The organism is Janthinobacterium sp. EB271-G4-3-2 (assembly GCF_020858035.1).
Classification (GTDB): Bacteria; Pseudomonadota; Gammaproteobacteria; order Burkholderiales; family Burkholderiaceae_D; genus Janthinobacterium; species Janthinobacterium aestuarii.
On record NZ_JACYMG010000002.1, the window covers coordinates 56,706 to 76,007 of the forward strand.

Below are 19,302 nucleotides of genomic sequence, written 5' to 3' on the forward strand. Positions count from 1 at the left end.
TGTCCTTAGAAATTGCCGGCAAAGATGCTGGCCGAGTAGGTGATCGTCACTTTCGACGGATTGCTGAAACTGACGGCAAACGAGGCCGTCGCGCCTGGCGCCAGGCTGGCGGCGTTTACCGTGACGTACGCGTCGCCCGCATGGCTGCCCGTGGCATTGGCCAGGCTGACGCCGGCAGGCAAGCCGCCGAACACCACCTGGAACGGGCCGCTCAATGCGCTCGTGCCAGTGTTGGTGAACGAGAACGTGCCCGTGTATTTTTGCGTCACGCGGTTGTACGTGAGACCCGAGCTCGCTTGCGCCACGCCGGCCGTGATGTCGCGGTAGGCGGGCTGCAAGTCCAGGCTGATGACGACAGGATCGTGGTCCGACGCACGGTACGGCAAGGCGTTGTACAGATCTTGCGGCTTGGCCGAATCGATGTTGTAGTCGATCACTTCCGGCTCGTCCGCATTCACATGCCATTCGGCCACGCCGGCCACTTGCGGGCTCAGCGAAGCGCTGGCCAGCGCATGGTCGAGGTAGCCGCTCTGGCCGCCGAATACGTACGAGTACGGCATGCCGGACGGCCGCACGAAACGCTCGAGTTCATTGACGAAGCCGGCACCCGTGATGACCTGGATCGGGTCTTCCGCGCCATACGAATTCAAGTCGCCGATGACCAGCACGTCCGCGTCGCTGGCAGCGGCCGCCACCTGCGGCACGAAGCTGCCGATCAGGCGCTGGGCTTGCTGCACGCGGGTGGCGTTCCAGCAGCTCTGGCTATCGTTCTGGTCCGCGTCCAGCCCGCTCGAGGGGCAGCTGCCCTTCGACTTCAGGTGGTTGACGACCAGCGAGAATTTCTCGCCATTACCGGCGCGGAAGGTTTGCGCCATCGGTGGACGGTTGTTGATGGCATTGGCGTCCGACAAGGCGCCGCCCACCAGGCCCAGCTTGGCTGGCTTGTAGATCATGGCCACGCGGATGGCATCCGTGCCCGTGGCGGCCGGTTTCGGCACCACGGCATACGTGACGCCGCCGATGGCCGCGTTCAGTTGTTCGACCAGGTAAGTGACGGCCGTTTCGCCATTGTTCTGGATTTCCATCAGGCCCACCACGTCCGCGTCGATGGCTTTCAGCTCGGCGACGATCTTGTCGCGCTGGCGCACGAACTCGGCCAGGTTGTCGGCGCCGCGGCAATTGCTCCTGGTGGTCGAAGTGCCCACGGTACAGCCCTGCCCCGTCTGGCCAAAGATATTGTTGCCATTGGTAAAGGTCGTAAAGAAATTCAGCACATTGGCGCTGGCCACCTTGACGTTGCCAGATGGCAGTTCCGGACTGCCTGTGCGTGGGTTGTCACGCGAAAATTGCGGCGTCTGCGTCGGCTGCAATTTGTAGGCGGCACCGCCACCGCCGATGGCGCCAAAGTCCACCACGCCCGTCAGGTCGGCCACCGTGTCGCCGCTGCGCACGGTGTTGTCCTGGCCGATGTACGGTATCGTTGGCGGCGCCACGAAAATGCCATCATCGAGCACGATCAGGTTGTTCGCGTTGGCGGCGATCAAGGCTTGCGCCTCGGCGGAACCGGCCGGATAGCGGTTGGTCGGCACTTCGCGCCGTCCCGCCGACAAGCTCAGTTCGCCGCGCGCGCCCAAGTAGGCGTTTTGCGACACGGTCAACGGTTGCGTGAAGCGCACGAGCATGCCTTCCACTGCCGCCAGGTTGTCGTTCGGCAAGCTCACGTTCGCCGGCACGATGCTGTGGCCCGCGCTTTGCGTGAGGATGGCCGTCACGTCCTTGAATTCCGTATAGGAATTTTTCGCGCCCGATGGCGTGTATTCGACCACCGTGCCCGTCACGCGCACCAGTTCGCCCGGCCGCACGGTGGTGACGGCCGCGCCCGTGTACACAAAGATGCCGTCCGACGTAGACGGGTCGCCATCGCCGGCCGCATCCTGGATAAAGAAGCCGGTGCCCACTTTCAACGTCACCACGCCCTCGGTCGTCTGCACGGAATTGGCGTAGGGGCTGCTGGCACCGCTACCCTGGATTTGCGGGATCGTGTGGCTGATGGCGGCCAGGCCTTGCACGGCCACATCGACCTTGCACGATGCCGTCTGCTGCTGGTCGTTGCTGAAATTCACGATGACAGGGTAATTGCCCACCGGCACGCTGGCGGCCACCAGCAGGTTCACGCTGGCGCTCTCGCCCGCCACGCCGGCCGCGCTGAAATTGGCCAGGCTGATGCCGGCCACGGCCGGCGACGTCACACTTGCCGCATTTACGACGCCATCGACGTCGGACGCGCGCAGCACGGCGCTGCCGCCATTGCCCACGGCCAAGGCCAGGTTGGCCGGGCAGCTGGTAATAATCTGGTGCACGACGGGGCCGCCGCAGACATTCAGCGGCGAAGCCGTATTGCGTGGCGTCACGCTGCCGGTGGCAAAGTCGGCGCCATTGTCGTCCGTGTCGCCGCAGCCGCCATTCGCGCGCGCAATCGACAGGGTATTCGATGGTGCGGGCGCCACGGCGCCTTCAAAACCATTGGCCGTGCCGAAACCGACCAGGTCGACGATGGCGGCGCCCGTGGGGCTGGCGCCCGTTTGCGCCGTCTTGCCATTACTCAGCAACACCTTGCCTGCCGTACCGGACATGGCCGCGCCGCCCGTCGCATCCGGCGTCGGCAGCGCGGCCGTACCACCCGCACCCTTGGCTTGCTGAACCAGCAAATACTGGCCTGGTTGCAAATCGATAGCCGGCAAGGCCGTGACGGCCCAGGTCGTACCGGCGGCGGAGGCGTATTGCACGCTCCAGTTATTCACATTTACCGGGCTGGCGCCGCGGTTGAAAATCTCGATGAAATCGTGGGTGTACAGCGCCCCGGAATTGCCGCCGCCGCCATACACCTGGCTGATGACGAGGTCGGAAGCGGCCAGGGCCGGCACGGACAGGCTGGCCAGCAAAGCGGCCAGGATGGTCAGGCGCCCGGGTGGCGTGCACACATGGAATGATGGGGACATGAAAAGATCCTGTTCGATGAATAAGGATGCTGGCAAAAAGTGCTGGCGGAAGGTGCGGGCAACCGCAACCGCAGCCAGGGCAAGAACAGTGTCGTCACTGATGTTCCCACATTAACATTTTGCCATGACAGCTTAATGACATGGCATTCATCCGAACGGAGCAAAACGATAGCTTGAGAACATGAGCCTATGTCTTTTACGCAACAAAAAAACACCGTTTTTCCCAGCAGTTACGCCATTTATGGTATATTTCCAACATTCAATTAAAGTTCCACAGCAACATAAAACGAGATCCGTGCATGCGCACCATGCGGTGCAGCCGTGGCGGTCGGCGCATTCCAGATGTTTGTGCGGCAAGCCATATCAGTTCCCCACGAGGCCCAAATCACGCCTCGTCCGGCCGAGTACGACTCCCGCCATGAAAATGCCGGAAAGTAAATTTCCGTAAGTAGTAAAATGGCAATTAGCCAAGCAAGAGCACGCACCGCAGGCTGTGGCAGTATCTGCAAGCCTGTGCGGCGACAGCGAACAAGCGACCTATGAGAGCCTCACGATGAAAATCACTCCTACCTTACATTTAGCCTTACTTGCCAGCGCCATGTTCGCATTGATCCCTGCGGCACAGGCACAAGGCAAGGCACAGGGCAATGCCCAAAACAATGAAAAGCGCTGCGCGGCGACCAGTGAGTCGTCCGGCCAGCAAGCGCGCGCCAATGATGGCGACATGAACGCCATGAGCAGCAATTGCCGCCTGATCAACGGCGACATCGGCAGGGACAGCATGACCAACGATGGCAGCGGCGCCGATCAGGCATTTGGCCGCAAGAAGGAAGACCAGAGTTTCAACCAGTGGAATGAAGACGATGGCACGCATGCGCTGCGCAATGGCGGCGGATTATCGGGCAACAGCCGCACTGGCGGTGGCGGCATGCCCCGCGTGACGCAGGGCACGTCGCTGGGTGCCACTGACGAATTTGCGCAGCCGCAAGACAACAGCCTGCTGGGCTGGGGCGGCGCGCAGGCGCCCGCCTATGGCCGCATGGCCATGGCCACACCGGACGACACCAGCCTGCTGGCGCGCGGCGCCAGCCTGCCCGGCGCCGTCGGCAACGGCGGCGGCATTGGCGGCGGCGGTGCGGCCGGCGGCCTGCAAGGGCGCCAGGATACCGTCACGGAACTGCCGGCCATTCCGGAACCCCACACCTATGCCATGGTATTGGCCGGCCTCGGCCTCGTGGCATTTGCCGCGCGCCGCAAGCGCCAGGCCAGGGCATAAGCGGCAACCATATCAAAAAAGGCTCGCAAGAGCCTTTTTTTTCGTCCACGCATCCGTATGGCCGCTTGCCTCAGCGCCGGAACGCCGCATACGGCGCCGCCAGCGGATCGCCGATGAAGAGTCCCTGGGCCGGCCACGCGACGCTGCCCCAGTACGCTTCCAGCGCCGTCATTCCTGTCAGGTAACGTCGCAGCAGGACGGTTGGATTCGGAAATTTCTGCCAGTGGTTGCACGGTTCGCTGACGGTGCCGTAACTGGCCGTCGCGCCCGCTTCCAGCCAGCGCTGACTGCTCATTTGCGCCGTGCCCTGCAGGTCGCCGCCAAACGAGGTCAGGTGGTCGGCCAAAGCGCCAGGCAGGAAACGCAAGGTATCGAGCTTGGGCACCTTGGCCAGGCCCGTCTGGTAGACCATGACGTCCTTCGCCCCTTCCAGCGTGTCGGCCTTCAGATTGCGGATCGTCAGCTTGCGCTGGCGTATCACGCCGGCCGGCGGGAAGAAGCTGGCACGGCTGTTGCGCGCGCCATCACTGGTCGTCAGGTAGTACGCGCCGGCGGCGGGAATGGAAAAGCCGCTGGCCGTGCCGCGGTCGACCACCGCCTTGGCTTCTTCCACATAGTCAACCGGCAAGAGCATGGACAGACGCAGCCCCATCTGGGTGAACGGCTGGCCCACATTGCTGTTGAAATACGTGCTGGGTTTACCCGCATCACAGGTCTTGACGCATTGGCCGCCGTCGTACCCCAAGGTAAAGGCGGAGGTGATGGAATTGCATTCGACCGCATAGGGTGCGCTCCACACCATCAGCACAGCCTGGATTTCCGGCTTGAGCTGGGCATCGATGCGCGATTTGAGCTGCGCGAACTGGTCGACGCTGAGCTTTTTGGGGCGGTTCGGGATCGACACGTGCACCACGTTGGCGGCGGGAATGGCATGCGCCTGGCGGTAATACTCGCCCACTTCCACGCTGTTCGGTTCCGCATCATTGATGACGATGGCCAATTGCGACGGCTGCAGGCCCGGTGCGACGGCGGGCGCATCGGCGCGTGCCATGCCGGCGGCCAGCAGCAGCGAAAAAGAGAGAAGTTTATGCAAGGGTCGGTATCGCAAGGTAAGTCGATCGAGGCAGCCAAGCCGCAGCGGCCAGCTGTGCCTGCAGATTATAGCGCCATGTCGCCACGCACCAAAAAAAACGGAGGCCGCAGCCTCCGTCTTTATTTGTCGCCCATGCGTTTCAAGCCTGCGGCTTGCGGCGGCGCGCCATGAAACCGAGCACAGCCAGGCCGGCCAGCAGCATGCCGTAGGTTTCCGGCTCCGGCACTGGCGTGACGGCCAGGATGCCGCTGTAGCTGCCACCTGTCGGCGCGGCCACATAGCCGTCGATCTGCAGGAAGTACTTGCCGGCGGCCAGCGGCGTGGCGCCGGACGCCAGGCTCCAGGCCTGGTCCTGCGCCGTGTAGTTGACCAGGTCCAGGGCGCCGTGGAACAGGATGCCGCTGGCATTGCCCAGGCTAAAGCCGGTCAGAGTCAGGCCCGAATTGATGCTGGGCTTGAGCGACGTCGCCAATGCGCTCAGGTCGTTCAAACCCGTCACGCTGAAGGTAAATTTGTCGCTGAAAAAGTTGTTGCCCGCGCCGGCCAGCTGGCCCGGTGCCAGAGCAAACGAGCCCAGCAGTTCGCTGCTCGAATAGTCGAGCAGGTCTTGCGTCAGGTCCACGGCCGCGTGGCTGAGGTCAACAGGCGCCGCGTGGGCGGCCAGGCTGCTGCCGGCAAACATGGCGGCCACAAACAGGGATTGCAGGAATTTTTTCATACTTTTCACCAAGAGTGCTGCAGCCAGTACGCACTGGCTGCGGGATAAGATGCGAAAGGGTTCGGGAACGGCGAAGAACGTTCAGGCTGCCTTCTGGCGGCGGCGCGCCACGAAGCCCAGCAAGCCCAGGCCGGCCAGCAGCATCGCATACGTGCCCGGCTCGGGCACGGCCGACACCAGGCTGCCATTCGCGCTGAAGGCGGCGCCCGTGTTCGAGACCACGTTGCCGCTGACTTTCAGGTAATAGGTGCCGGCGGCCAGGTTGGCATACGACAAGCTCCACTTGTCATCGATACCAGTCAACAACTGGTTGCCGCCCAGCAGCAAGGTGTTGCCGACGCTGCTGTACAAGCCAAAACCTGTGAGGTTCAGGCCATTCGAGGCGCTGCTGCTGCGCGCGCTCAGTATCACGCTCAAATCGCTGGCCTGCGTCACGTTGAAAGTGAACAAGTCATTGAAAAAATTGCTTTTTTGATTGTTTTTGAATTTGTCGCCAAAGGTCAGCGAACCGCCCGCGGTCAGGTTGACGGCGCCAGGAACGGAGCTGATGTCGACCGGCGCAGCCATTGCCGCCTGCGAGAACAAGGCTGAACCGGCAAAGGCCAGCGCCGCCAGCACCGAATACGTATTTTTCGTCATGCGATTCCACCGAGCGTGAGTGCGGACGCGCTTGCATCCGCATGAGTTATCTAATCAAACCAGGCAGAATCATAGCATAAAGCAATCAAATGTGTTAACTATTATCCAATAGAAAGTTACTTTATAGCATCATTCTGAGAGCCAATAGTTTCTATACTCTTGTATCTCGGCCGGCAGGCCATCAGACACGCTGGTATACATCCTCCAGCCGCACGATGTCGTCCTCGCCCAGATAGCTGCCCGACTGCACTTCGATCAGATGCAGGGGCAGCTTGCCCGGGTTTTCCAGCCGGTGCGTCATGCCGATGGGGATGTAGGTCGATTCATTTTCCGTCAGCAAGGTCACCTTCTCGCCGCACGTGACTTGCGCCGTGCCGCTGACCACCACCCAGTGCTCGGCCCGGTGATGGTGCATCTGCAAGGACAGCTTGCCGCCCGGATTGACGGTGATGCGCTTGACCTGGAAACGCTCGCCGATGTCGATGCCTTCATAACTGCCCCATGGCCGGTAGACCTTGCGGTGCTGCTGGTATTCGCTGCGTCCCTGCTGCTTCAAATGCTCCACCACCTGCTTGACGCGCTGCACCTGGTCCTTGTGCGCGATCAGCACCGCATCGTCCGTCTCCACCACCACCAGGTCCTGCAGGCCCAGCACGGCGACCATGCGGCTTTCCGCACGCACCAGGCAATTGCGCACGTCATCGAGATACACATCGCCGCGCACCACGTTGCCGCTGGCATCACGCTGCTGCACTTCCCACAGGGCCGACCAGGAACCGACATCGCTCCAGCCGATGGCGGCCGGCAGCACCACGGCGTGGGCCGTATGCTCCATGACGGCGTAATCGATCGAGTCCGCGGCACAGGCGGCAAAGGCCTTTTCTTCCAGGCAGCAGAAACCGAGGTCGCGGTAGCTATGGCGCACGGCCGCCTCACAGGCGGCCAGCATGGCCGGCTGGAACAGGCCCAGTTCACCCAGGTAACGCTCGGCGCGGAACATGAACATGCCGCTGTTCCACAAGTAGTTCCCCGAGAGGACAAATGACTGTGCCGTCGCCAGGTCCGGCTTTTCCACGAACCGTGTGACGCGATAACCGGCCCCGCCGGTGCCGACCGGCTCGCCGCTGCGAATGTAGCCATAGCCCGTTTCCGGCGCCGTCGGCACGATGCCGAAGGTGGCCAGCGCGCCAGCGCCTGCCAGCGCCGCCGCCTCGGCGATCGCCAGGTGGAACGCGGCGACATCCGTGATGACATGGTCGGCCGGCAAGACCAGCATCAGCGCCTCGGGGTCGAAGGCCAGCAGGTACTGCGCCGCCACCGCCACCGCCGGCGCCGTATTGCGCCCTACCGGTTCGAGCAGGATACCCAGCGGCGCCAGACCGATCTCGCGCAATTGCTCGGCCACCATGAAACGGTGTTCATTACCGCACACGACCATCGGTGGCATGACCTCGATCCGCGCCAGCGCCCTGTCGCCAGTACCGCGCGCGGGCAGGCTGTACACACGCAGCGCCGTCTCTTGCAACATCGTCTTGTCCGTCACCAAACGTAACAGTTGCTTAGGCAACAGCGCCCGCGACAATGGCCACAAGCGGCTGCCAGAACCACCGGACAGAATGACAGGATAGATTTTCATGGAGATACTCCATCGAAGGTCTGCTATGTGGCATACAGGGCCGGCGGGCCATTCGCGCGGCGCTGGCGGCGGCGGCGGTCGCGCGCATTGCCCCAGGCGTTGGCGTCGCCTTCCGACACGTGGCGCATGCGGCCGGCGCGGTCGACGCAATATTCCTTGAAGACAATCATTTCATCGAGCAACACGTCAGGCAGCACGCGCGTGTATTCGAACAGCACGCTGCGCACCACTTCGGCGCCCGCGCAGACATGGCTGCCATGGCCGATCCAGGTGGGGCCGACAATGCTTGCGCCCGCGTCGATGCGGCAGCCCGAACCGATATACACGGGGCCTTCGATACGCGTTCCGCCGCTCCAGTCGATGCGCGTGTTCAAGCCCACCCACACGCCGTCGGCAATCTGGATACCGGGTACGTGCAACTGGGCCACCTCCCCCATCAGCACGCTTTGCAGCACTTCCCAGTAATCCTTGACGCTGCCGATGTCGATCCAGTTGTAGTGGCGCTTTTGCGCATAGAACGGCAAGCCCTTTTCCACCAGCAGGGGGAACAGTTCCGCACCGATATCGAACGGCCGGTCGCTGGGAATCAGGTCCAGCACCGCCGGCTCGAACAGGTAGATGCCGGTACTGACGCAATTGGACAGCGCCTCGGCCTGCGCCGGTTTTTCCTGGAAGGCCTGGATGCGCCCATCGGCGTCGCTGACCACCACGCCATAGCTCGACACCTTGTCCCAAGGCACTTCCAGCGTGATGACGGAAGCCAGCGCGCCCTTGCGGCGGTGTTCGAGCAGGGCCGACTTGAGGTCGAGGTCGATCAAGGCATCGCCGCACAGCACGATCGTGGTTTCATCAAAGAAGCCGCCAAACTCCTGGATCTTCTTCATGCCCCCAGCCGAGCCGAGCGGCACCGGCACGACCTCGCCCGCGTCATTTGTATGGCCCTCGAAGGAATAGCCGATCTGCACGCCAAACTGGTGGCCTTCGCCGAAATACTCCTCGATCTTTTCATGCAGGTAGCTGACGTTGACCATGATATCGGTCACGCCATGCTGCGCCAGGTGCTCGACCAGGTAAGCCATCACGGGCTTGCCCAGGATAGGAATCATCGGCTTGGGCAAATCATAGGTCAGGGGCTGCACGCGCGTCCCCTTGCCTGCCGCCAATATCATTGCTTTCATGATCGCTTGCTTTCCATCGTGAATGAGGGTGGCCGCGCTGCCCCTGTGCAAAGACTGTCGGATCGACTATACAGACGTGCTCTTCAGCACGTTTGATACAGCGCGGGGAAGCATGCGGAAAAACAGGGAATGCGGCATTCCCTGTTCCAGGTCAAACATGTGCTACAGGCGCCAGACCTTGATGCCGGCGGCACGCAGTTCCGCTTCGTTGAAACAGGCCTTGACGTCGATGAAGCAGCCGCCCTTGATCAGTTTTTGCTGGAAGTCTTCCACCGGCAGCAACGTCAGCGCGCGATGCGACACGGCCGCCACGATGGCGTCGGCGCGCGGCAACTCATCCCAGCTGAACAGGCGCACGCCGTACTCGTGCATCGCCTCTTCCGCATCCGCGTACGGGTCGTGCACGAACACTTCCACGCCATAGGTCTTGAGTTCGTTGATCACGTCGCCCACCTTGGAGTTGCGCAGGTCGGCGCAGTCTTCCTTGAACGTCAGGCCCAGCACGTTCACGCGCGCGCCCTTGATGTAGCTGCCGGCGGCAATCATGTTCTTGATGGTCTGCTCGGCGATGTACTTGCCCATGCCGTCGTTGATGCGCCGGCCGGCCAGGATCACCTGCGGGTGGTAGCCCAGGGTCTCGGCCTTGTGCGTCAGATAGTAGGGGTCGACGCCGATGCAATGACCGCCCACCAGCCCGGGACTGAATTTCAGGAAATTCCACTTCGTGCCGGCCGCCGTCAGCACCTCGGAGGTATCGATGCCGATCTTGTCAAAGATGATGGCCAGCTCGTTCATCAGCGCGATATTCAGGTCGCGCTGGGTGTTTTCAATCACCTTGCACGCTTCGGCCGCCTTGATGCTGGAGCAGCGGTGCACACCCGGTTCGACGATCGATTCGTACATGGCCGCCACCGCCTCCAGCGTTTGCGGCGTGTCGCCCGAGACCACTTTTACCACGTTCGTCAGCATGTGCTTGCGGTCGCCCGGATTGATGCGCTCGGGCGAATAGCCGACGAAAAAGTCGCGCTTCCACTGCATGCCCGAGGCCTGTTCCAGCACGGGAATGCAGATTTCTTCCGTGGCGCCCGGATAGACGGTCGACTCGTACACCACGATGACGCCCTTCTTCATATGCTGGCCCAGGCTCTTGCTGGCGCCGATCAGCGGCGCGAAGTCCGGGCTGTGCGCCACGTCGACGGGCGTGGGCACGGCAACGATGATGATGTCGGCTTCGGCCAGGACGGCCGGGTCGGACGAGTATTCGGCGTGCACGGCGGCCGCCATCTGCTCGTTGCTCAGCTCGCGCGAAGGATCGACGCCGCGCAGACAGCTGTCGACCTTGCTCTGCACGATATCAAAACCGATGGTGCGCCCCTGCTTGCCGAATTCGGCAACGAGGGGCAAACCGACATAACCGAGGCCAATCACGGCAATAGTAGTCATAGCAATACTTTCAATCTAAAAAGGGAGTAACCATTGGGGGCGGGTGACGCTCAGCGGCGCAGCGCTTCCTTCAGGAACAGGCGGAAAAACGCCATGTCCTCGATAAAATAGCGCCGGAACATGCGGCGCGGTTCCTGCAAGAAACGATAAAACCATTCCAGCCCCGACTTCTGCATCCACACGGGCGCGCGCTTGACGCGGCCCACGGCCACGTCGAAGGTGCCGCCCACGCCCATGGCGAAGGGGATTTTCATCTGGCCCTGGTACTGGCCCAGGAAATGCTCTTTCTTCGGCGAGCTGATGGCAACAAACAGCAAGTCTGCCCGCGCCGCCGTGATGTCCGCCACGACGCCAGGCTCTTCCGCCTCGCTCCAGTAGCCATTGCGGCAGCCGGCCACCACCAGGCCCGGATACTTGATCTCATACAGGCGTTTGACCTCGCTGACGACTTCCTCGCGCGCGCCCAGCAGGTACACGCGCCAGCCCTTGGCGGCGCTGCGCCGCATCAGCGCTTCGAACAGGTCGACGCCGGCGACGCGCTCCTTCAATGGCTTGCCCAGCAGGCGCGAGGCCCAGACCACCGGCATGCCGTCGACATTGATCAGCGCGCACTCGTTGATAATGCGCCGCAGCTCGGCATCGCGCTCCGCCTTGACCAGCTTGTCGACATTCACCACCACATGCTGGTGCGGCTTGCCGGACTGGATGAAGCCTTCGACCGTCTGCAGGGTTTCTTCCATCGACAGATTGTCGATCTGGCAGCCCATCATCGTGATGCGGCCGCTCATGATAATTGCGCCGCCAGCACGGCCACGATGCGCTCGGCCGCCTTGCCATCCCACAGCAGGGGACGCTGCCCCCGCTTGCCCTCGCCGCGCAGGATCTTGCCGGCCTCGGCCACGATGCGGGCGGGGTCCGTACCCACCAGCACATTGCTGCCTTCGTCCACCGTGATCGGGCGCTCGGTGTTTTCACGTATCGTCAGGCACGGCACGCCCAGCGCCGTGGTTTCTTCCTGCAGCCCGCCGCTGTCCGTCAGCACGACGCTGGCGTCTTTCCACAGGTTCAGGAAGGCCATGTAGCCTTGCGGCCCCACCAGCGTCACGTTCGGCCCCATGTCGATGCCGAACTTTTCCAGGTTGGCGCGGGTGCGCGGGTGCACCGGGAAAATCAGCGGCAAGTCCTGCGCGATGCTGCGCAAGGCGCCGCCGATGGCCTGCATCATTTCCTGGCTGTCCACATTGCTGGGACGGTGCAGCGTCACCACGCCATAGCCCTGGCCGGCGCCCGCATGGCGCGCCTTGAAGGCTGCGCCCTCGCCTTCGCCGATGCCGTTGGCGGCCAGCTTTTCCGCCTGGTACAGCACGTTGTCGACCATCACGTGGCCCACATAATGCACGGCGTCATCGGGCTTGCCTTCGCGCCGCAGGTGCTCGAGGGCGCTCGGTTCCGTGACAAAGAACCAGTCGCTGATGCTGTCCGTGACGAGGCGGTTGATCTCTTCCGGCATGGCCATGTCGCCGCTGCGCAAGCCCGCCTCGACGTGTGCGACAGGAATATTCAGTTTCTTCGCCACGATGGAGCAGGCCAGAGTGGAATTCACGTCGCCCACCACCAGCACGGCATCGGGCCGCTCGGCCTGGCACAGCTCCTCGAAGGCCAGCATGATCCTGGCCGTCTGCTGCGCGTGGCTGCCGCCGCCGGCACCCATGAAGACGTCGGGCTGGGGGATGCCCAGTTCCTCGAAAAACACTTCGTTCATGTCGCGGTCATAGTGCTGACCGGTATGGATGATCTTGAAGCGCAGTCCGCCGTGGGCTTGCAGCGCCCGCACGATGGGGGCGATCTTCATGAAATTGGGACGCGCTCCGGCAACCAGATAGAGGGTAGGCATCGTATGTTCTTTCAACGTTAATAGGGACTAAAATAATGCCAGCGTAAATTCTGCCGCGATGTCGCCGCCATCGACCGCGACGCACAAGGTAGTACACGCAACTTTGACTTCGTAGTGGCGCGAATACCAGCCCAGCGGCGGGTCTTCGCTGGCGCTGGCCAGTTGCAGGCGCAGGCCCGTGCCCGCGAAACGGCCTTCCAGGCGGAAGCGCGCGCCGCGCACCACCAGCACGCCGTCTTCCAGCCGCACCGACAGGCCGGGCGCGAAATGCCAGAACTGTTCCAGCGCGTGCGCCTGGCGCGCCTCGGCGCTGTCGCGCACGCGCAAACGCCGCGTCGCCGCGTCGAACTCCACGCTGCGCACATGGCGCACGGGATCGGCCAGGCGCGCATAGCCGTCGTGTGCGCCGCGAAACGCAAACTGGGCCGGGCCGAGCGGCATCTGCAGGATGCGCACAGCCGCCTTGCGCAGCCACATGAAGCGCCCGCCGCTCACCGACTGATCCTGCCCGTCGACGCGCAGGGTATTGTGCGCCGACGTGCCACGGAAGTAATCGCGCCACTTGATATCCTGCCAGTACGAATAAGTACCGGGATCGACCAGGCATTCCTCTCCCGCCACGGACAAGGTCAGCGCCAGCGCATCGGCATGCCCGTGCGCGGCGATGCCCAGGTAGCCGAGGGGGCCGCAATCGAGCATGCCCTTGATTTCCGCCGGCTGGCCGAAGTCGCTGCCGAACAGCAGGTAGCCGCCGTCGGCAAAGTTCCAGGCGCCGGCCGCGCCATCCGGCGCTGGCATGGCCGGCAAGGTCATGCCACCGAGCAACCATTGCGCCGTGGCGCTGTGCTGCGCCGGCGGCTGGCCACCCCACAGGGCGTCGCCCAGCGCCAGCAGCATGGACGGCCGGTCACCCGCATCCATAGCCTCAGCCGGTTCCAGCCGGAAGACGATGCCGTCGTCGGCGTCGCCCACCATCGGCACATGACCGCCCACGTCGCGCACGGCGCGCAGGAAATGCGTGGCGCGCTGCAACACGCGCCAATAGGCATCGCTGAACGGCGTGCCGGCGCGCGCGCCGCTCACGCCAGCCAGCAGCAGGAATTCGGCGGCAAACACCTGGTACGCAAACGCCTGTTCGCGATTGACGCCATCCGCCGAGTGCTGGCGCTGCGCCTGCTGCTCCAGTTCGCGCCGCGCCTGCGCGCGCCAGCCAGCGCTGTGCGGCCAGCACGGCCACGCCTGGCTGGCCACGTACAGGCCGGCAAGCTCGCCGATCAGGTGATTGTTCGCCGACGAATGGCGCGACAGATGGCGCTGAATGAACTGGCAATGCGAAAAAATGCTCGCCAGCCAGCGCTGCCGCAAATGCTCGCCCGCCTGCCCCTGGAACAGGGCGCCGTCGCTGCCGCCCATGATGTGCCAGATCAGGCTCCAGTTGATCAGCCGGATGCCCAGCTCCAGGGAACTGGTCCAGTTCGGTCCCTGCAGCGGCGGACATTGTTCCAGCCAGGAATCGATCTGCGCCGCCAGCGCATCGCGGTAGCGCGCCTCGCCACTCAGCGCCCACGCTTGCGCCAGGCGCACCAGGTGCAAATGCCGGCTCAGTTCCCACACATGTTTGATGTCGCCCACGCTGGCGCGGTCGGTGATATCCAGCGCCAGGCTGAAACCGGAAGGTCCCGCCACGCCCGTCAGCGGATCGGTATTCCAGCGCGGCAAGGTGCCCACCTGGAAGCGCGCGGTGGCAAACAGCAGCACTTCGCCAGCCATGATGGCATCGGCTTCGCGCAGGTAGGCGGCCGCACTGTCCAGGCGTGGCACGCGGTATGGCCGCGCGGCGCCAGCGCCGGCCAGCGGCGCCGGCGGCGTCGTGGCCAGCCAGCCATGGCGCAGCAGGCGCGCGATGCCCGCCTGGCGCAAACGGTAGAACGGTTCGCCCGGCGGCATGCAGCGCAGCCGGTTCCACAACCATCTGAGGCGGCCGGCACGCTTGCGCGGGGCCGCCGTCATCGCTGCCCCGGCGTCAGTCACGCAAGCACCCTGCCGCGACTGCCTTGTCCAGCAATACATCCATTCACAACCTCCAGGATTCCATTCAATTCATGCCAGCGACACAGTATTACGCAAAATACATGCTGTCCACGCAACACAGCCAAAAGAAAATAATGTCAAAACAACACAATGATTGCATTCGCTGCCACGCTTGTCAATCGCAGCGCAGCATTTTTGTGCCGGGCCCGCCGCGAAAAAAAACTGGCGCGCCCCCGTGGAAGCATGCGCGCTGCAGAGCAATGCCGGCGCGGCACGTGCGTTCTGCAAGAATGTAATTTGGACAATTACATTGAAAATAAACTATGATGTGGCTGTGACGCGGCTCTGACAGGGCCGCTGCGGACATGCGTGCCGCCCACGCGCCAGCCGCGCTGCATGCTGGCGGCAACAGTGTGCCGAAAAACACCCGCATTGCACTGATATAAATAGTACCGTAATAAACCTGGCGAATACGCTAACATGAGCAAATAGCCACGCCTGGCCGCGCCGCAGCATGCGTGCATGCATGCAAGGGCGCGGCAATGACGATTTTTCTTGAAAAGCCTATCTATGCTGTCGAATGGCCGTAAAAACATCTTATTTCTGCTTCGCCATTTAATCAGACGTAATCCGTTCGTCCTGCGCCGCGCCGCCGGCCTGCAGGCGCGGGAACACGCCAGCGCACCGCAGCAATTGGCGCGCCAGGCAACGCTGCTGCGCGCCACCCTGGCCGCCGCGCGGCGCCAGCTGCCGCGCTATGCCGCCATCGCCCTGCCGCCGGCCGATGCCGATCCGCTGGCCTGGCTGCGCACGCATTATCCCGTGCTCGACAAGCAGGACTTGCTGAACGGCCGCGCCACCCTGTACCCGCGCGCGGGCAAACGGCGTCCCTGGTGGCCGGCGGGAAAAACCAGCGGCACCTCGGGCACGCCCCTGGAAGTCTTCCGCAGCCTCGATTCGGTCATGTGGGAAGAAGCCTTCCACCTGCAGGCATGGCAATGGGCCGGCTACACGCACGGCGCGCAGCAAGCCGTGGTGCGTGGCGACCAGGTCTGCGCGCCAGGCCAGCGGCAAGCGCCCTACTGGCATCAGGACCCGTTCGGCAAGCAGTTGTTTATTTCCACAAGACATTTATCCGCGAGCACGGCGCAAGCCATACTCGAGGCCATCGCCGCCAGCCAGCCCGCCATCCTGCGCGCCTATCCGTCGGCCTGCTTTGACCTCGCGCGCCACGCCGAGCGCCTCGGCCATGCCTTGCGCCTGCCAGCCGTCGTCACCGGCTCGGAACCCCTGTTCCCCCTGCAGCGCGAACAGATCGAGCGCGCCTTCGGCTGCCGTGTGTTCGACACCTATGGCATGGCCGAGCGCGTCGCCTTCGCCGCCCAGTGCGAAGCGGGCTATTACCATGTGCAGCCCGAGTATTCCCTGGTTGAAATTCTCGACGACGACAACCAGCCCACCAGCGATTTCGGCCATGTCGTCGGCACCACCCTGCACAATCACGTCATGCCCCTGCTGCGCTACCGCCTCAGCGACCGCGCGCGCTGGCTGCCGGGCGAGTGCCCCTGTGGCAGGCACGCCGCGCGCATCGAACTGTCCTCGGGCAAGGTGGAAGACCAGCTGTATGACAGCGAAGGCGCCGCCGTCAGCGCCAGCATCGTGACGTTTGCCTTCAAGGGACTGGCGCATATCCGCAAATCGCAGGTCGCGCAAACGGGCCCCGGCACCTGGGTCGTGCGCATCGTGCCGGAAGCAGGCTATGCGGAGGCCGACACGGTGGCGCTGGAAAGCAACTTCCAGCGCTATATCAGCGACAGGATCTCGGTCAGCATCCACTTGGTCGAGGATATCCCCCTGATGCCTAGCGGCAAATACAAATGGGTTTCCCAAGAATGGCCTGGAGCGCGCCGGTGAAGCGGCAGGGCCAGGACGCGGCGGCGCCCCGCCGTCTTTTTTAAGCAGAGCGATGAACGCATGATGAAAAAAATCCTCTTTTGCGGCCCCATCCCCCGGCCAGGACAGGCGCCCAATGGCGGCTATGAGGCGTGCAACCGGCGCAGCATCGATGCGCTGCGCGGACAGGGCCGCACGGTCGACGAGCTGTATTACCCGCAGCCCACCGGCAAGCCATGGAAAAAACTGCCGGCATATGTGCTGGGCTTTGCCAGCCTGCTGCGCGAGCTGCCGCAGCATCAAGGGCAGCTGCTGCATTTGACGGGACTGTACAAACAATTTGTCTTGCCTGAAATACTGCTGCTGCGCCGCGCCCGCATCATGGGACTGCGCACCGTGTACGACATCCGCGCCGGTTCCATGCTGCGCTACTACGCGCGCTATGGCGCGCTGTACCGCTGGCTGTTCCGCCACCTGCTGCGGCGGGCCGACATCGTCATGATCGAAGGCATGGAATACGCGGACTTCGTCCGGCAAACCACCGGCAAGCCGGCGTTTTACCTGCCCAACCATATCAGCGCGGGCAAGCTGCCCGCGCGCACGCTCGGCGCGCCCGGCACGGGTCCCGTGCGCCTCGTGTATGCGGGACGCATCACGCTGGAAAAAGGCATACGCACGGTGCTGGAGGCAACACGCCTGCTGGCGCAGCGGGGCGTCGACTGCAGCCTGACGGTGGCCGGCCCAGGTCCGGCGGCCCTGCTGGCCCAATTGCGCGAGGAATACGGCGACTGCGCCGTGCGCTGGCCCGGCGCCCTGTCGTCGGAGCAAGTGCTGGCCGAATTCGGCAATGCGCACTTTTTCCTGTTTCCCACGCGCCACAAAGGCGAAGGCCATTCGAACGCCCTGACGGAAGCGATGGGCATGGGCTGCATGCCGCTGGCGTCCGAGAATGGCTTCAACCGCTCCGTGATCGGCGACATCGGTCAAATTCTGCCCCTCGACGCCAGCGCCGCCGACTATGCCGACGCCGTGCAAGCCTGGTGCGCCGGCGGGCGCTGGCAAGCGGCATCCACCGCGGCCATGGCGCGCACGCAGGATTTGTTTTCCACCGAACAAGCGATCAGCCGGCTGCTGGCAGCCTACGATCAACCATGAAAGTCTCAGCATGACATTACTGTTCGCCGGTGATCTTGCTTGGCCGCAAGCAGACATCCTCGATTATCAAGCGCTGCGGGAACTCGCCGATGGCGCGGCCATGGTCGTCAATCTCGAGGGCGCGCTGCTGGCCGGGCCCGCGCAGGAATGCGCGGTCAATAATGACTACAAATTCAACCTGTATTCGGATGCCTCGGCCACCGGCATCCTGCGCCAGCTCAATGTGCGCGCCTGCGGCCTGGCCAACAACCATATCTCCGACTACAAGGGCGGCCTGGCGCACACGCGGCAGATGCTGGACGCGAACGGCATCGCCGCCTTCGGCACGCGCGCCTTGCCGCATTGCGAGCTGCAGGTGGCGGGCACGCAGTACATCCTGTTCGGCGCCTGCTCCGCCTTGCCGGAGCCGGGCACGGAAGGCAGCCAGGACAGCGCCATGCCCTTCGATCCTGCCGCGGCGCTCGCCATGCTGGCCCGTTTGCGCCAGCAATTTCCGGCCGCCAAGCTGGTGGCATTCCTGCACTGGGGCTATGAACTGGCGCGCTTTCCCCAGCCGGCCGACCGTGAATGGGCGCGCCAGGCAATCGATGCGGGCGCGGACCTGGTCATCGGCCACCATCCGCATGTGGTGCAAGGCTATGAACGCTACCGGCATGGCGCCATCGCCTATTCGCTGGGCAACGCCATCCTGCCGCAGACGCAATACCGGGGCCGCCTGCTGCACTACAAGACGCCGTATGTCTGCGAACAGCTGGTGCTGGCTGTCGCGGACGACGGCGTGACGGCACACTGGCTGCGCTATCACCCGCAAGAGGGACGGCTGACGCGCGAAGGCTCGGCGCCGGCCGGCGATGACGCCGAGCTGCGCGAACGCACGCCGTTTGCGGGCATGGATGACGCGCAATACCGCGCCTGGTTCGCCAGCACGGGCCGCCTCGACGGCAATTCCGGCCACCGCTACAGCTATACCTTCTGGAGCTACCGCGGCTGGCGCCAGGCCGACAGCGCCCTCAAGTTCGCCCTGCTGCGCGCCAGGCGCAGCGTGCGCAAGCTGGCCATCCGCAGCGGCTTGCACAAGCCGTACAACTGGTAGGCCTTCGCGGCAGAGGAAAAAAAGGTGATGGCAGCGCCAAGTGCGGGAAATCGCCCGGTGTTGCTTTCCACAATGTTTCCGGCGACCGGATGCGCCGGGCATCGACCATCCAGCGCCAGGCGGGACAATCCGGCAGGCAATGCGTCGCCACGCCATGCCGTGATCAATAGGGGGAGCCGGGCGATGAAGATTTTCCACTGCGCTGCTTGCCTGGCCGGCTCCTTGCTGGTCTGGTGCGTAGCGTCAGCCCACAG

At 63.7% G+C, this 19,302-nt stretch carries 14 protein-coding genes; 4 read left to right on the top strand and 10 right to left on the bottom strand.

The genetic code is table 11. From position 1 onward, the window contains the following. Positions 1-5: 5 nt before the first annotated feature. Positions 6-2,999 carry an ExeM/NucH family extracellular endonuclease gene (locus IGS55_RS05255; protein ID WP_230515369.1) on the bottom strand — a complete coding sequence of 998 codons (2,994 nt, stop codon included), beginning with the start codon at positions 2,997-2,999 and terminating at the stop codon, positions 6-8. A gap of 598 nt (positions 3,000-3,597) precedes the next feature. Here IGS55_RS05255 and IGS55_RS05260 point away from each other — a divergent pair. Beyond that, positions 3,598-4,275 carry a PEP-CTERM sorting domain-containing protein gene (locus tag IGS55_RS05260; protein ID WP_230515370.1) on the top strand — a complete coding sequence of 226 codons (678 nt, stop codon included), beginning with the start codon at positions 3,598-3,600 and terminating at the stop codon, positions 4,273-4,275. Between the two features lie 70 nt (positions 4,276-4,345). On the opposite strand, the gene IGS55_RS05265 is transcribed toward IGS55_RS05260, so the two are convergent. From IGS55_RS05265 to IGS55_RS05305, 9 genes are all read right to left on the bottom strand, one after another. Further along, positions 4,346-5,368: a TIGR03790 family protein gene (locus tag IGS55_RS05265; protein WP_329958110.1), complete on the bottom strand. Its 1,023-nt coding sequence runs from the start codon at positions 5,366-5,368 to the stop codon at positions 4,346-4,348. A 139-nt stretch (positions 5,369-5,507) separates the two neighbouring features. Further along, a complete protein-coding gene (locus tag IGS55_RS05270; RefSeq protein ID WP_230515371.1) occupies positions 5,508-6,086 on the bottom strand; it encodes an FxDxF family PEP-CTERM protein in 579 nt (192 codons plus the stop codon). A gap of 81 nt (positions 6,087-6,167) precedes the next feature. Further along, positions 6,168-6,725 (bottom strand): FxDxF family PEP-CTERM protein, encoded by a 558-nt coding sequence (locus tag IGS55_RS05275; protein ID WP_230515372.1) that lies wholly within the window; start codon positions 6,723-6,725, stop codon positions 6,168-6,170. 181 nt (positions 6,726-6,906) lie between these two features. Then, positions 6,907-8,361, bottom strand: coding sequence for a mannose-1-phosphate guanylyltransferase/mannose-6-phosphate isomerase (locus tag IGS55_RS05280; protein WP_230515373.1), 1,455 nt, complete (start codon positions 8,359-8,361; stop codon positions 6,907-6,909). 23 nt (positions 8,362-8,384) lie between these two features. Beyond that, entirely contained in the window at positions 8,385-9,539 is a 1,155-nt protein-coding gene (locus IGS55_RS05285) for a sugar phosphate nucleotidyltransferase (protein ID WP_230515374.1), read from the bottom strand. Between the two features lie 162 nt (positions 9,540-9,701). Next, entirely contained in the window at positions 9,702-10,982 is a 1,281-nt protein-coding gene (locus IGS55_RS05290; RefSeq protein ID WP_230515375.1) for a nucleotide sugar dehydrogenase, read from the bottom strand. A 50-nt stretch (positions 10,983-11,032) separates the two neighbouring features. Further along, complete coding sequence (locus IGS55_RS05295; protein WP_230515376.1) at positions 11,033-11,770, bottom strand: WecB/TagA/CpsF family glycosyltransferase; 738 nt, start codon at positions 11,768-11,770, stop codon at positions 11,033-11,035. Further along, positions 11,767-12,876 (bottom strand): non-hydrolyzing UDP-N-acetylglucosamine 2-epimerase, encoded by a 1,110-nt coding sequence (wecB, locus tag IGS55_RS05300; RefSeq protein WP_102295188.1) that lies wholly within the window; start codon positions 12,874-12,876, stop codon positions 11,767-11,769. The genes IGS55_RS05295 and wecB overlap by 4 nt, the downstream gene beginning before the upstream one ends. A gap of 27 nt (positions 12,877-12,903) precedes the next feature. Next, the gene (locus IGS55_RS05305) at positions 12,904-14,823 is read right to left on the bottom strand and encodes a heparinase II/III family protein (RefSeq protein ID WP_230515377.1); all 1,920 of its coding nucleotides are present in this window, start codon (positions 14,821-14,823) and stop codon (positions 12,904-12,906) included. A gap of 639 nt (positions 14,824-15,462) precedes the next feature. Between IGS55_RS05305 and IGS55_RS05310 the strand changes: the two genes are divergently transcribed. The 3 genes from IGS55_RS05310 to IGS55_RS05320 all read left to right on the top strand — a co-directional run bounded on the left by IGS55_RS05310 (position 15,463) and on the right by IGS55_RS05320 (position 19,048). Further along, entirely contained in the window at positions 15,463-16,821 is a 1,359-nt protein-coding gene (locus IGS55_RS05310; RefSeq protein ID WP_230515378.1) for a hypothetical protein, read from the top strand. A 63-nt stretch (positions 16,822-16,884) separates the two neighbouring features. After that, complete coding sequence (locus IGS55_RS05315; RefSeq protein WP_230515379.1) at positions 16,885-17,955, top strand: glycosyltransferase family 4 protein; 1,071 nt, start codon at positions 16,885-16,887, stop codon at positions 17,953-17,955. 10 nt (positions 17,956-17,965) lie between these two features. Then, the gene (locus IGS55_RS05320) at positions 17,966-19,048 is read left to right on the top strand and encodes a CapA family protein (RefSeq protein ID WP_230515380.1); all 1,083 of its coding nucleotides are present in this window, start codon (positions 17,966-17,968) and stop codon (positions 19,046-19,048) included. The last annotated feature ends 254 nt before the right edge of the window (positions 19,049-19,302 follow it).